Annotated in this window: 11 protein-coding genes; 4 read left to right on the top strand and 7 right to left on the bottom strand. The window is 43.5% G+C overall.

What is annotated here, in order from left to right:
- Positions 1-19: 19 nt before the first annotated feature.
- The 3 genes from NSB28_RS14960 to NSB28_RS14950 are packed head-to-tail and all read right to left on the bottom strand — an operon-like array spanning position 20 to position 4606.
- Entirely contained in the window at positions 20-1531 is a 1512-nt protein-coding gene (locus NSB28_RS14960; protein WP_109747192.1) for a response regulator transcription factor, read from the bottom strand.
- Positions 1509-3305: a sensor histidine kinase gene (locus tag NSB28_RS14955; RefSeq protein ID WP_109747193.1), complete on the bottom strand. Its 1797-nt coding sequence runs from the start codon at positions 3303-3305 to the stop codon at positions 1509-1511. Before NSB28_RS14955 ends, NSB28_RS14960 begins: the two co-directional genes overlap by 23 nt.
- Positions 3306-3331: 26 nt before the next feature.
- A complete protein-coding gene (locus NSB28_RS14950; protein WP_109747194.1) occupies positions 3332-4606 on the bottom strand; it encodes a glycoside hydrolase family 28 protein in 1275 nt (424 codons plus the stop codon).
- A 279-nt stretch (positions 4607-4885) separates the two neighbouring features.
- Between NSB28_RS14950 and NSB28_RS14945 the strand changes: the two genes are divergently transcribed.
- The 4 genes from NSB28_RS14945 (at position 4886) to NSB28_RS14930 (ending at position 9671) form a co-directional block, all read left to right on the top strand.
- Complete coding sequence (locus tag NSB28_RS14945) at positions 4886-6400, top strand: response regulator transcription factor (RefSeq protein WP_109747196.1); 1515 nt, start codon at positions 4886-4888, stop codon at positions 6398-6400.
- A gap of 113 nt (positions 6401-6513) precedes the next feature.
- Positions 6514-7848: an ABC transporter substrate-binding protein gene (locus NSB28_RS14940; protein ID WP_109747197.1), complete on the top strand. Its 1335-nt coding sequence runs from the start codon at positions 6514-6516 to the stop codon at positions 7846-7848.
- 27 nt (positions 7849-7875) lie between these two features.
- Positions 7876-8805, top strand: a complete 930-nt coding sequence (locus NSB28_RS14935; protein ID WP_109747198.1) for a carbohydrate ABC transporter permease — start codon at positions 7876-7878, stop codon at positions 8803-8805.
- Positions 8806-8810: 5 nt separating this feature from the next.
- The gene (locus tag NSB28_RS14930; RefSeq protein WP_109747199.1) at positions 8811-9671 is read left to right on the top strand and encodes a carbohydrate ABC transporter permease; all 861 of its coding nucleotides are present in this window, start codon (positions 8811-8813) and stop codon (positions 9669-9671) included.
- Positions 9672-9736: 65 nt separating this feature from the next.
- Here the strand turns inward: NSB28_RS14930 and NSB28_RS14925 are convergent, their stop codons facing one another.
- The 4 genes from NSB28_RS14925 to NSB28_RS14910 form a co-directional block, all read right to left on the bottom strand.
- Positions 9737-10882, bottom strand: a complete 1146-nt coding sequence (locus tag NSB28_RS14925) for a YbjQ family protein (RefSeq protein ID WP_109747200.1) — start codon at positions 10880-10882, stop codon at positions 9737-9739.
- Positions 10883-10941: 59 nt separating this feature from the next.
- Positions 10942-11826 carry a hypothetical protein gene (locus NSB28_RS14920; RefSeq protein ID WP_109747201.1) on the bottom strand — a complete coding sequence of 295 codons (885 nt, stop codon included), beginning with the start codon at positions 11824-11826 and terminating at the stop codon, positions 10942-10944.
- Between the two features lie 206 nt (positions 11827-12032).
- Positions 12033-12806: an SDR family NAD(P)-dependent oxidoreductase gene (locus NSB28_RS14915; RefSeq protein WP_109747202.1), complete on the bottom strand. Its 774-nt coding sequence runs from the start codon at positions 12804-12806 to the stop codon at positions 12033-12035.
- A 66-nt stretch (positions 12807-12872) separates the two neighbouring features.
- A complete protein-coding gene (locus NSB28_RS14910) occupies positions 12873-13187 on the bottom strand; it encodes an ArsR/SmtB family transcription factor (RefSeq protein WP_109747203.1) in 315 nt (104 codons plus the stop codon).
- Positions 13188-13253 lie beyond the last annotated feature (66 nt).

Below are 13253 nucleotides of genomic sequence, written 5' to 3'. Positions count from 1 at the left end.
ATAGACGGCAGGGTAAATTTTACGCAGGCTGCAGGTTTTTCAGGTACTCACTGGGAGTGCAGCTGTGGTATCGCTTAAATACCTGCCGGAAATACTGGGGATTGTTTCCAAAACCCACCTGCCGTGCTATATTGTTAATGTTGTCACTGTGGTAATAGCGCATGAGGTGTGTAGCCTCATCCATCCTTACCCTGTTCAGATAGTCAGAAAACCTGATTCCCTCTTCCTTAACAAACTGTTTGCTGAGGTAACCGACACTTACAAACAGGTAGTTTTCAGCCAGCCACTTAAGCGAGAGGTTTTCATTTGCATAGTGTTTTTTTACATATGCTTTTACGAGAGTGATATTAGGGCTCTGTCTTTCCGAAGAAGGACAGGCCTTTTTCTGCTGGGTTGCCACCTGCATGAAATCCTTGACGGCGCTGATATCAGTGCAGCTGTATAATTTGTGGAAGAAATCACAGGCTGCATCCAGGGGCTGCTCCTCACGAATGGGATTCAGCTTCAGAAAAAGACCAAGAGCCAGATTTCTGGCTGTATCCAGTGAAAGCTGATCGTCAAAAACTGTATCAAGCACTGTGCCTATAGAAGAGGAATTATCAGCAAGCAGGATAGCTTCAGTTATGCGGTTGATCTGTGAAGGTGATGCGATGTTATTGTGGATTTCATTGACTTTACCCCCGGGATCCAGCATAAGTATCTGCTCAAAACGGGAAAGCTTGCCAAAAACAGTATGAAAAAGGTTCAGACTTGTGTCTGGATGCAGGATGTTTGGTTCAAAGGTCACTGTCTGGCCGGGACAGGTAAGCTGGCTTAAATATTCTTTTAGATTTTCCAGGTCTTTCAGGGCTGCTGCCTGAAAGATGAGAATTGCATTATTCCGGACATATAAGACAGGGAAGCAAAGCGGAATATGCCGGGCGGCAAAATATTGGTACACGTCTGAGGCGAATCTTTTCAGGCAGACCTCCTCCACATAGGAACAGACACAGGCAGTCAGATGAGCGTAAGGAATGGACAGGAGAGACTGGTATTTTCTGTATACAGGTGGGAAATTGTCCAGAGACTCCAGAGCTTCCATAAGAAAACACTGCTCCAGCGGCGCTTCCAGTTTTGCCAGAATCTCACGGCGGCTTTCTTCCTTATGGCGGCTTTCCAGCAGACGTTCCTGGCGAACTGCATTAAGAGCATCTATCAGCTCGTCTTTATCAGTAGGCTTTAACAGGTAGTGGCGTACCCCATAGCGCATAGCCTGTTTGGCGTACTCGAATTCGCTGTAGCCTGACAGGAGTATAAAGGTGATATTGGAATCTGATTTCATTGCCCGTTCTATTAATTCCAGGCCGCCCAGAATGGGCATCCTGATATCAGTAATGACGACATCAGGATACTCGTCACAGATGATCTCATAGGCTTCCATGCCGTTCCGGGCGGCGGCGATAAGTGTGTACCCAAGAGCTTCATAATCAATTATTTCTGCCAGTGTTTCACGTATGATCTGTTCGTCATCAGCAATCATCAGTCTTAGCATCAGAAACCTCCATTTCCTGCGGAATGACCAGAACTACAACGGCCATATCGTCTGTATTATAGAACTTCAGCCCATATTCTTCCCCGTAGAGCAGTTTTAAGCGGGAATTAATATTTGTAAGCCCCACGCCGGAGCCACGGGGAGTTACCTGCATAGTCTCAATTTTTTGAAGCAGGTCTTCAGAAAACCTGGAACCTGTATTGGATACCCTGATTCTGCATTTTTGCTCTGAGACCTGGATATTTACGTGAATCGTGCAGATATCATCTGAATATTCCATTGCGTGTTTTAAAGCGTTTTCAACGAGAGGCTGTATACAAAGTTTCGGGACACAGAGACTTGATATATCTTCGGGGACTTCAAGTATAAATTCCAGACGGTCCTTAAAACGTATCCTTTGTATACGTATATAATTCTCAAGGACGGAGAGCTCCTCTGACAGAGGAATCAGGTCATCTTGTCCATTGATTGACGCACGGAACAGGTTCCCAAGTGACTTGGCCATGACAGAGATATCCTCCACACCATATTTTTGGGCCATCCAGTTAATTGTATCCAGTGTATTGTATAGAAAATGCGGATTAATCTGCTGCTGGAGCATTTTGATTGTGGCATCTTTGAGCAGAAGCTGCTTTTCATAATTCTGGTTCTGAAGGGATCTTACATTTTTAGTCATCTCATCAAAACTTCTGTGAAGCTGGCCTATCTCGTCCTGGCGTGATTCATACTGGTGGTTCCTGATGTCGTCAGGAGGCTGCCTGCCGTTTCCAAAGCACTGGATTTTTTCAATAAGATAATTAAAATGTTTAAAAATAAATTTCAGAGTAGCCTGTACCGCAAACAGCGATAGTATAGTACAGCATACAGTTACGATCAGAACCTTGATCCTGGTCAGCCAAAGATTGTGGAAGATGGGGGCATAGTCCCTGAAGTACAGATAATTCCACTCAATATACGGAATAGTGCCTGCTATAATAAATTCCTTATTTCCTTCAATTGTCATTACTGTATAAGAACGGCTGTCTTCTTTCAGAGTGCTGAAGATCTGTCCATACAGGCTGTCATTGGATGGGGAACCAGGATAAATCCGCTTTCCGTTCTCTAAAAGTACAAAGTCTGACCCATCAGGGATATAGCCCGATTTTGTGAGGGAATCCCGGATCAGTCCCCCGATGTCCACAACAATATACAGATCAGCCAGCTTTTCAAATGTCAGATATTTTTTCTGTCTGATCTGCCTGAAACAGGTGACATCACTGTCAGCAGATACAGGAGAAGCCCATTTGAGGCTCCCCTTATTGCTGTCTGCATCTGTTTCCAGTTTTGCAAGGTCAAAATTTTTGATATAGTCAGAATTGCCCATACAGATATTGCTGCCGTCCTCCAGAATGATATTGATAGACTGTACATAACTGTTATAGAAGGTGTAGGCATATAATGCCTGATATATATCTTTTTTAAAAAGAGCGGTCCTGTTTTCAGGGGAAGTATCCTTCAGCCGGTACAGGTTATCCTGTATGACAGAATCATCTATGATATTGGCAGTTATCGTCTCTATTGTCTGCATCTGTGCCGCTATGGCTGCAGCCGTATGAGACAGGGATTTTGCATTAGATTCATACAGCTCCTGTTCATAGTAGTTTGACAGATACTGTATACTTGCATAGAATGCAAGATACATACAGAAGAGGCTGACAGAGACGATCAGTACGATTTTTCTGTAAAGGGACAGATTTAAGAAAAAGTCCCTGTATTTTTTCAGACGGCCTGACATAGGATACCTCCAAACTCAGGATAATGTTAACTTCTTATTGTTATTTCCACGTCTTTCATGTTTATATTTTTGACCTGATGGATAGAGCCAAATTCTTTTGCATATATTTTAACATTCTCCATCTGGATATTCTGGATGGGGTTTTCGTCAAATGCCTGGATAAAGAAGGCTGTGGACCGGCCTGTATAGTTTTCTTCATATGATGATGTCAGATTTTTGATAACCATATTTTTGACCTGGGGCATGCCTTTTCCTTCAGGAACCTTTTCTGTGAGAAGCTCCCAGCGTTTTGGGATTTTCCCCTGATAATTTTTGGGTATCACCGGATAGCTGAAATCTGGAAACCAGTTGGTGTTTAAATTAATGGCAAAGTCTACATTTATCATATCCAGGTCTTCCACCCGTGTATGGTCTATAAAGCCTCCTCTTATTTTAGAGGATTTGATGTATACGCCGTTGTCCGTACCGATGAAGTGAATGTCATGGAGATAGATTTCATCCATGCCTCCGGCCATATCACTTCCAAAGGCCAGCCCCATACCTTCACGAAGTGTGCAGTCTTTGACCTCCACTTTTTCACAGATACGGTTTACACGCATGCCGTCTGCATTCATGCCGGATTTTATGACAATGTTGTCATCATTGCAGGATATGTCGCAGTCTTCAATAAGTACATCACAGCAGGAATCAATATCTATCCCGTCCGTACTCGGTCCCTGGGCATTTGTGATCCAGACACCCTGCACGAGAACATGGCTGCAATAGCATATATGAAGGTTCCAGAAGCCGGACCTGGTCAGGTGAATATCCTTACAGATCACATTTTTACAATTCCGCAGCTGGACTAGGCGCGGACGCAGACAGTCATAGTCAGCGGCCCATCTAAGCCCCATTTTTTCATATTCGCTGCACATTCCGCCTTTGCGGTCTTTCCCCCAGAACTTTTCCCACCAGATCTCGCCCTGCCCGTCAAGTGTACCTGTACCTGAGATGACGATGTCTTCACAGTCTATGGCATTGAGCAGAGCGCCCATCCATTCCATCTCTATCCCGGCGGCCCGGGTCTGCATTAGGGGGTAAGCGTCCTCATTTTTACTGCCAAGTAAAATGGCGCCTTCATCCAGATGAAGCTCCATATGGCTCCTTAAAAAAAGGCTTCCGGTGAGATAGATGCCTCTTTGGACCACAGCCTTTCCCTCTGACGCCCCGGCATCATCTATGAGCTGCTGAAGCTTGCCTGTCACATCCGTCAGCCCATTTGGTTCAATCCCGTAATCTGAAGAATATAATGTTTTTTTCATATTTTCACAGCTTCCTCCTGTTACTTTTAGAAGTAATATATAAGTTAACTCCCAATCAACTTATTTACTTAGAGTTATACAGGAAATATTTATTCCGGGGAATAGCAGAAACCGACATTCGTCTGACAAAAACCGTGCAATATTTTCAGCAGTCCATTATTTCCGGCATGCGGGCAAAGGAGCAGAGGGGATGATGAGGTTTGCATTTCAAAGGTGATTTTGATATAGTTAACGCAGATACTAGTGACATAAGATGCTGACTGCGGAGAGGAAAACAGAATGCGGAAACTGCTTATTGTAGACAGTGAGCCAGAAGACAGGGAGAGGCTGGCGTCACTTCTTAAATGGGAAAGTTATGGAATTGCACTGGCAGGTATGGCAGAGAACGGAGAAAGAGGTCTGGAGAAGATAAGGGAGATCAGGCCTGATATTGTAGTTACAGATATTAGAATGCCGGTAATGAACGGTGTGGAGATGATAGAGAGCGGGAGGAAGATCAAGCCGGAGATAATTTTTATTGTTGTAGCCCAATATGAAGGCTATGAATATACAAGTAAAATGATGGAATGCGGAGTGAAGTATTATCTGCTGAAGCCATGCAGACAAGACAGACTGAAGGAAGCAGTAATGAAAGCGCTGGATGAACTGACAAGTTTTGAAGAGAGAGAAGAAGGCGGCAGGATGCGGCTATTTCGGAACAGCGTTTTTAGCGGGGCTGTGAATAGTGACGACAGGATGATCCTTTTGGCCAGGGCAGAGCGGGAGTGCGACTATACATTTTTAAGCCCTCTGCGTGACAGCAGGGAGCGGCTTCACCGTCTCATTGTCTGCCGGACCGGGGAGCATATTGATATCTTGGGGCAATATGCATCTGAAAGGCCATCAGGACAGAAGGAAGGGAGAAAGGTATACTGGAACAGTCCGGAAATATGGAAAGACGGAAAAAAAGTGCCTTTCCATATTTCCCAAAAAGAGGAGAGCTATTTATACCAGGCGCTCAGAAGGATCGTGGAAGAGGGAAAAACCGGGAGTACAGCATTTTTGCTGAGCGTCCATGTCTTTCAAAATATAATGGAAGCCAGAGATCCCGGCGAGTGGCCGCCGCGCCCTTTTCCGGAGGTGATTGTCAGGGAACCGGAGAGCCTGAAAGAGGCATTTTTTTATATAAGAGGATCAGCGCCGGAGGGAACAAAGATCCCGTATCTTCATTTAAAGGGTGAAAAAGACTGTGCAGCCCTGCTGTTTCACTTTAATCTGATATACAGCATGTTCACTGTTAAAAATTGTACAGCTAAAGAAATCCTTCAGATGAGCGCAGTACTTGTGGGAACTCTCTATCATGCCGGAACTGAAAAACTGTATAACAGGCTGCCTGAAAGGTATACAAAAGCCCTGGTTTATAAAACAGTTCAGCAGATCATAGTGGAAGAAGAATTTGGTGATCTCCCTTCAGAAGAGTTTAAGATGGCAGTGATACTGCAGGTAATCTATGCAAATCTGAACAAGAAGGAGCTGAGCGCCCTGTGGCTGTGCAGAAATATCCTGCACATGAATGAAGATTATTTCAGCCGCATATTTATGGCCGGGATGCATGAAAAATTTTCTGTCTATCTGACAAAAATCCGTATAGAGACAGCTGCCGGGATCATGAGATCTGAACCTGAAATACCTGTGTCAAACCTGGCTCAGATCGTGGGATATGACGCTGACGGACAGCATTTTTCCAGAGTATTTAAGAAATATATGGGAATTCCGCCTTCCCGGTTCAAATCCAGAGAACCATTTTTTGGATAGGAAAACCCGCTTTTTTGACTTTACAGCCAGAGGGGATAAATATAGAATGTAGACATCAAATAGGTGTCATGCAGCCCGATGGCTGCGGCAGCAAAAGAAAAGGGGGATTCTAAATGAAAAAGAAACTATTAGCAGGATCATTGGCTGCAGTCATGGCGGCGGCAGCGTTTGCAGGATGTTCTCAGGGTGCACAGACAAAAACGGCAAAGGAGCCGGCAAAGAAAAGTGAGACAGAAGTAAACCTCACCAGGTCAGGCGATGAAAAAGTAACATTGAGCTTTTGCTGGTGGGGAAACCAGACGAGAAATGATCTTACAAAAAAAGCAGTGGACCTTTATATGAGCAATAATCCGAATGTTGAGATCAAAGTTGAGTTTACAGATTGGACAGGCTACTGGGATAAGCTGTCAGCTATGGCGGCAGGAGGCAATCTGCCGGATATCATGCAGCAGGATTACGGATATCTGGGCAGCTATCAAAGCAGCGGACAGCTGGCTGATCTTTCGGAATTTATAGACAGCGGTGTCATTGATACGGAAAAGATAAATAAATCTGTCATCGACAGCAGCACAATCGATGGCAAATGCTATGGAATAAGCAGCGGAGTCACAGCCCTCATGATGGATTATGATAAAGCAATCGTGGAGGAAGCAGGTGTAACAATTCCTCAGCAGATGACATTTGACGAGTTATATGACATATCACAGGAGATTTATGATAAGACAGGAGCAAGGACTTATTTTGACGGAGGAATGAATACGTTAAAATATATGGCCAGAGTAAACGGAAGTTCACTTTTTGAAGACATTAATGCCGGGGATGATACCTCTGTAAAAGAACATTTCGCACTTGTGGAGAAATTCGCACAGGCAGAATTTGCCATCTCACCTGATGTACTGGCGGAAAAAAATCCGTATGTGGTAGAAACAAAGCCTATAAATGATGGGACAACCTGGAATGATTTTTCATACTGCAACCAGTATATAAGCATCTGCAGCGCAGCCGGCCGTGAACTGGGAATTACTATGTACCCCACAGTTGAGGGGAAGGATACTAAGCCTATGTACCTTCAGCCGGCAGCCTTCTTAAGTGTTGCTGAAACTTCCAGGAATAAAGAAGAGGCGGCAAAATTTATTAACTGGTTCATAAACAGTGTAGAATGTAATGAGATTCTTATGGCAGAGAGAGGAATGCCTGTCAATACAGATGTATCAGAGGCTATTAAGCCTAAGGCTGATCCGGTTGCGCAGGTAGTTTTTGATTATGTGGCAGAAGTAAATACGGTGGCAGGCTCAGTAGACCCGCCTGAACCAGAAGGAAGAGCTGAAGTGGATGATTTATGCAACTCTATTGTTGAAAATCTCAGATATGGTGATATCACAGTGGAGGAAGCCACAGAATCCTTTATGACCGATGCTAAGAGAATTTTAGATGAGGCAGCAAAATAGGCGGACACGCATGCGGAGGGGAATAGTATGAAACAGACAGAAAAACCTCCCAAAAGTAAAAAGACGCTGGCGCAGAAGCTGAACACGGAGAAGGCGGCAGGGTATGTATTTATCTTGCCCTTCATCATAGGCTTCCTGGCTTTTATGGCTGTCCCAATGGCTTTATCTTTTGGATTTTCTTTTACGAGATATAATATACTGGAATCGCCTGTCTTTATCGGGATCGAGAATTATATGACAATGTTTACAAAGGATGCGAAATTCTGGAAGGTATTTGGAGTTACCATGTATTATGTATTCTGCTCTGTTCCCCTCAGGCTTATTATGGCTCTGGCAGTGGCCATGCTGCTTGTCAGGGGAACAAAAGCTTCAGGCTTTTACCGCGCTGTGTACTATCTGCCGTCTATTATGGGATCAAGTGTGGCTGTAGCTATTCTATGGAAAAGGATGTTTTCAGGGGACGGAGTGATCAACACCATGCTGCAGGCCATAGGGATTCCGTGCAGTACGGCCTGGCTGGGGCGCTCTGACACTGCTATATGGACATTGATCATCCTGGCGGTCTGGCAGTTTGGATCTTCTATGCTGATATTTTTATCAGGACTGAAGCAGATTCCTGTCAATCTGTATGAGGCAGCTATTATGGACGGGGCAGGCGGTTTCCAGAAATTTTTTAAGATCACTCTTCCCATGCTGACCCCCTCCATCTTTTTTAATCTGATCAATCAGCTGATTACAGGTTTTATGGCATTCACACAGAGCTATATCATCACTCAGGGAGGCCCCCGGGACAGTACCAGGTTTTATGCAGTATACATGTACCAGAATTCATTTACATACAATAAACTTGGATATGGCTGTGCCATGGCCTGGTTCATGATACTGGTGATAGGGCTGCTGACATTCATCTTGTTTAAATCCCAGAACAAATGGGTCTACTACGAATCTGAAGGTTGAGAGCTATGGAGAACAGAAGAAGTTACAGAGGAAAAAGAGCCGGAAAAAATGTGTTATATCATACCGTTACGCTTGCAGGAGCCTGTATTATGGTATACCCTCTTGTATGGATGATCATGAGTACCTTTAAAGAAAGCGGGGAAATCTTCAAAACAGCAGCCCGGCTGATACCGGACACGTTTACACTGGAGAATTACAAAACAGGGTGGCAGGGCTTTGCAGGATACGGGTTTGGAATATTTTTTAAAAATTCTTTTATCATTGCAGGTATTTCCACAATCGGTGCAGTGTTCTCATCTGCAGTTGTGGCATTTGGATTTGCAAGATGTAATTTTAAGCTGAAGGGATTTTGGTTTGCATGCATGCTTGTTGCCATGATGCTTCCGTTTCAGATGATCATGATACCTCAGTATATCATGTTCAACAAGATGGGCTGGGTGGGGTCTTATCTTCCGATTATCGTACCGCAGTTTTTTGGACAGGGATTTTTTATCTTTCTGGATATCCAGTTTATGAAAGGAATACCAAGAGATCTGGATGAGGCTGCCAGAATGGACGGGTGCAGTATCTATGGCATTTTTGCCAGGATCATCCTGCCGCTTGTCAAGCCGGCGCTTGTGACAAGCGCAATCTTTTCGTTTATGTGGCGCTGGGATGATTTCCTGTCACCATTGATTTATCTGAATGACCCCATGAAATATCCTGTCAGCTATGCGCTGAAGATGTTTTCGGACCCCACAGTAGGCTCTGACTGGGGTGCAATGTTTGCAATGGCCACACTGTCACTGATACCGATCTTCCTGATATTTGTGACAATGCAGAAGTATCTTGTGGAGGGGATCGCTTCTACGGGAATAAAAGGATAGCAGCATACAATCAGAGTTACTGGTCACATGCTGCTATCCGGGGACTGCACCGATTAAATACTGTTTCACTTTTCGGCTTGAAGATACTGCTTTATTATCTTTATGCAGGAATCTTTCATGTTGCCGTACAGCCGTTCATATTTTGTCAGCTTGTCTATTTCATTCAGTAAGGCATCGGGCAGAAGCTGGTTATCTGCGAGGCTGTCTATATACTTTTTGATTTCCAGTGCGGAGGATAAATCTTCTGCTGTCTGTATAAAAGTGCAGGGAAATCTTGTATCAGAGGAAACAGCCTGATGTGCATTCTGAGAGCGTCCGCACAGACAGCAGGTGTCTGCATACAGAGGGTTCTCCATGCCGCACAGACATAGCCAGTGGTCTTCTCCGACAGCATAATCTGAGACTACATCGCTCCCGTAGATATTGCGGAGCCCGGTCAGCCTGTCAGGCTCCAGTACAGTCAGACGGTATGGGGAATCTGGTGTATAGCATACTTTATCCTCCAGATAATGATGTATTGAAACAGTACAGCTGTTGATTATTTTCAAGGTATTAAGAGGAATAGACAAAGTGACATATTCTGTTTCAAGATAATTTTCTTTGACTGAAATGTCAGTAAAATTAATATCCTCAAATACAGCAGTTGTTCCAAAAATAGTATTGAATATAAAGCTCAGATTCAATGCAGTCACCGGAAGATCGTTATATTTACATAGTTGCAGTTTTACTGTATGAGCTGAAATATTATACTTTATCATAAATGGCCTGACAGATATATCAGTGTAATAATTTATGACAGGAATATTTATAATCTTTTCTTTTGACTTATCATCTGCCTGGCTGAGAGATGTAGAAAAAGATATCTCTGCTGGTGATTCCGCGTGTTCTGGCTCAATATAGACAGCAGTGCCGTTGGCGATCACTCCCATTATATCTGATGTAAAAGTTGTGTAATCCACATCGAGTCCAATTACCGCATTTGCACCCAGATTCTTTGCAGTGCTTATCAGATCAGAGATCGCCATATTCTTAGCTTTGTACAATTTTCCTTCATACATAGAACTGTTTGAACCCAGAAAGTCTGCAAGTCCTGCGCCTAAAGAACTGAGAAAGCCTGTTCCCAGAACGCATTCTCCGGAACAGAAACCAATATATTTTTTTATTTTATATCCCTCGAAATTATACCCTGAGGTCATTAGTAGATCATCCATGATATCTCCTTAATCTTATGTACAGCAGAAGGCTTTTTCTCTGACAGCTTAATTACAATTTATTCTGTCTCAGCCTCAGTGTCTGCCTCAGGCATGGAAATATCAGCATTTCTTGTCAGTGTGATGATCTGGCTGTCATCTTCCAGATTACTCAGAATTATGCTGTATTCTGTTATCTCTTCCGGCATATATGTGACAGCGGCACCTTTATCCCAGGCAAATTTAATTTCATTAGAGCTGACAGTAAACTTGCCGGTCTGAGCGCCGTCATCCAGGTTAAGTGTTCCGTCTGATGAAATGACAAGGACCTTTCCGTCGATGTCCCAGGCTGTATCCTGAAGGAGCTTATTCAGAAACAGGTCCTGATTTTTAAGCTTCAGAAAAGCGGTTGCTGCCTGTATTGACTTGGGAGCAAGGGGGTCTGTCTCATCTGTGGCATCCACAGTCATAACCAGTTTGTTATCCTCTTCTTCATTCTGGAAATAGAGATCAGCATCTTCTGATTTTAGCTTATATGTGGCTGCGTCACTTTTCACAAGCGGAGTAAATTCACCTGTGATACTGTTCGCTTGTGCGGCCACTTCCTCAGGCAGGTTTTCCATTGTGAACTTTCCGCCAGATAATTCGTATGTTCCCACTTGAATAGCTTCCGGTACATCTGCCAGAAAAATAGTTCCATCCGGCATAAACATTAGGTCGTTTGACAGGGCATAGTCAGTATTGTCATACCAGATATAGCGCCAGACACCAAAATACTCTCCGTTTTTGTCCTGTTTTTCATTTTCCTGGATTTTTGATCCTTCTGTTTCTGATCCTTTCGTCTCCTCAGCTTCTGTCTCCACGACTGTCTCAGGTTCAGCAGCCTGCAGACTGACATCTGTGCCCAAAGACAAAATACCGGCCGCTAACGCCGCGGTCACTGCCCATAATGATTTTTTCTTCATTCCTGTTGCCTCCCTTTTTATTTATAGATATTCGGTAACTATTCAACAGGTCTGTGCATTTACTGAACAGCTACAATATCTATTTCTTAATCATTCTATCACACTGCCATTATCATTACAATTCCCATGACAAGATACACTGCTTTTTTTAAAAAATTTGGAAATCCTGGCAGCAGAAAGTCCCCGGCAGGCTGACGGGACAGCGCTTAAAAGTGCTGCTGGCTGAGCCATATTTTCATCATCATTTTCTGAGGTATTAGCTTGGAGAGAAGATGGGTAGATTTTACATACAGTCCATATACGGAAATATCTTTTCCCTTTTTGGCATCCTTTAATGCTTTAGCGGCAACAACATCTGGTGTAACCATTCCTGAAAAATTATTTGTTCCTTTTTCAGCTCCGATGAGGCCTCTGTCGAACAGCCCTGTTTTCATCCATCCGGGGCAGACGGCAGTGGCGCTTATTCCCTTGTCCTTTAATTCAATATTTAGCGCTCTGGTGTAATTGCGTACAAATGCTTTTGTTGAACTGTAGATATTCTGGTACGGAAGAGGAAAAAAGGATGCCTGCGAAGCAATGTTGATAATGTGGCTGTTTTTTTTCATATACGGGATACATGTCAGTCCGGCAGCCACAACAGCGCCGATGTTCAAGTCGATCATATTGAGAGATTCATCAATACCAATATCATCATAAGAGCAGAATTTTGCAAAGCCTGCGTTGTTTACCAGATATTTAACTGCTGCATCATTTGCATTAAGCTCTTTTTCAATTTCTGCAAAGCTTGCTCTGTTAGACAGGTCCATTGAAAATGTACGTATTTTGTCACCAAACTCATTTAAAAGCTGGTTCAGCTTTTCCTTGTTTCGGGCAATCGCCCATATTTCAGAGATACCTTCCTCTTTCAGCAGGAGTTTGACAAACTCTTTTCCCAGTCCCCCATTTGCCCCCGTTACAATAGCTATTGATTTTTCGCTCATAATAAATCCTCCTATAGGTTTATAAGTTTAATCTTTTAAACGCAAAGACTAAAAATATAACGCCTTTTATTCAGGCGTTGTATTCATGTCATTTTCAAGAGAAGCCAGCAAAGCTTTTAATTGACTGACTGCGCTGTCCATACTAATACTGTAAATTCTCTCTTTTCCGTTTTTCGTGACCTTAAGAAGCTTACTGTCGAGAAGCAGTTTCAGATGGTGGGAGACTGCAGGCCTTGACAGGGAAAGCTGTTCTGTAAGCTCTGTGACCGACATTTCCTTGTTATCAAATAAAAGCATAAGGATCTGCTGCCTGTTTTCATCCTGAAGCATTGTAAAAACAGGAATGCATTCTGATAAAATATTTAGGGTTCTTTTGCTCATAGCAGCCTCCTTGCGTTTAAAAGTTTAAACGTATCATATCATGCTCGAGTGAGAGTGTCAAGTATG

It is taken from the genome of Murimonas intestini (genome assembly GCF_024622195.1).
Classification (GTDB): Bacteria; Bacillota; Clostridia; order Lachnospirales; family Lachnospiraceae; genus Murimonas; species Murimonas intestini.
This window is presented reverse-complemented; position numbering and strand designations above follow the sequence as displayed.

Bases quoted from the DNA above. Each gene is read 5' to 3' on its own strand.
- NSB28_RS14945 (WP_109747196.1), top strand. From the start codon at position 4,886: ATGCGGAAACTGCTTATTGTAGACAGTGAGCCAGAAGACAGGGAGAGG.
- NSB28_RS14925 (WP_109747200.1), bottom strand. From the start codon at position 10,882: ATGGATGATCTACTAATGACCTCAGGGTATAATTTCGAGGGATATAAA.
- NSB28_RS14930 (WP_109747199.1), top strand. From the start codon at position 8,811: ATGGAGAACAGAAGAAGTTACAGAGGAAAAAGAGCCGGAAAAAATGTG.
- NSB28_RS14915 (WP_109747202.1), bottom strand. From the start codon at position 12,806: ATGAGCGAAAAATCAATAGCTATTGTAACGGGGGCAAATGGGGGACTG.
- NSB28_RS14920 (WP_109747201.1), bottom strand. From the start codon at position 11,826: ATGAAGAAAAAATCATTATGGGCAGTGACCGCGGCGTTAGCGGCCGGT.
- NSB28_RS14935 (WP_109747198.1), top strand. From the start codon at position 7,876: ATGAAACAGACAGAAAAACCTCCCAAAAGTAAAAAGACGCTGGCGCAG.
- NSB28_RS14955 (WP_109747193.1), bottom strand. From the start codon at position 3,305: ATGTCAGGCCGTCTGAAAAAATACAGGGACTTTTTCTTAAATCTGTCC.
- NSB28_RS14960 (WP_109747192.1), bottom strand. From the start codon at position 1,531: ATGCTAAGACTGATGATTGCTGATGACGAACAGATCATACGTGAAACA.
- NSB28_RS14910 (WP_109747203.1), bottom strand. From the start codon at position 13,187: ATGAGCAAAAGAACCCTAAATATTTTATCAGAATGCATTCCTGTTTTT.
- NSB28_RS14940 (WP_109747197.1), top strand. From the start codon at position 6,514: ATGAAAAAGAAACTATTAGCAGGATCATTGGCTGCAGTCATGGCGGCG.
- NSB28_RS14950 (WP_109747194.1), bottom strand. From the start codon at position 4,606: ATGAAAAAAACATTATATTCTTCAGATTACGGGATTGAACCAAATGGG.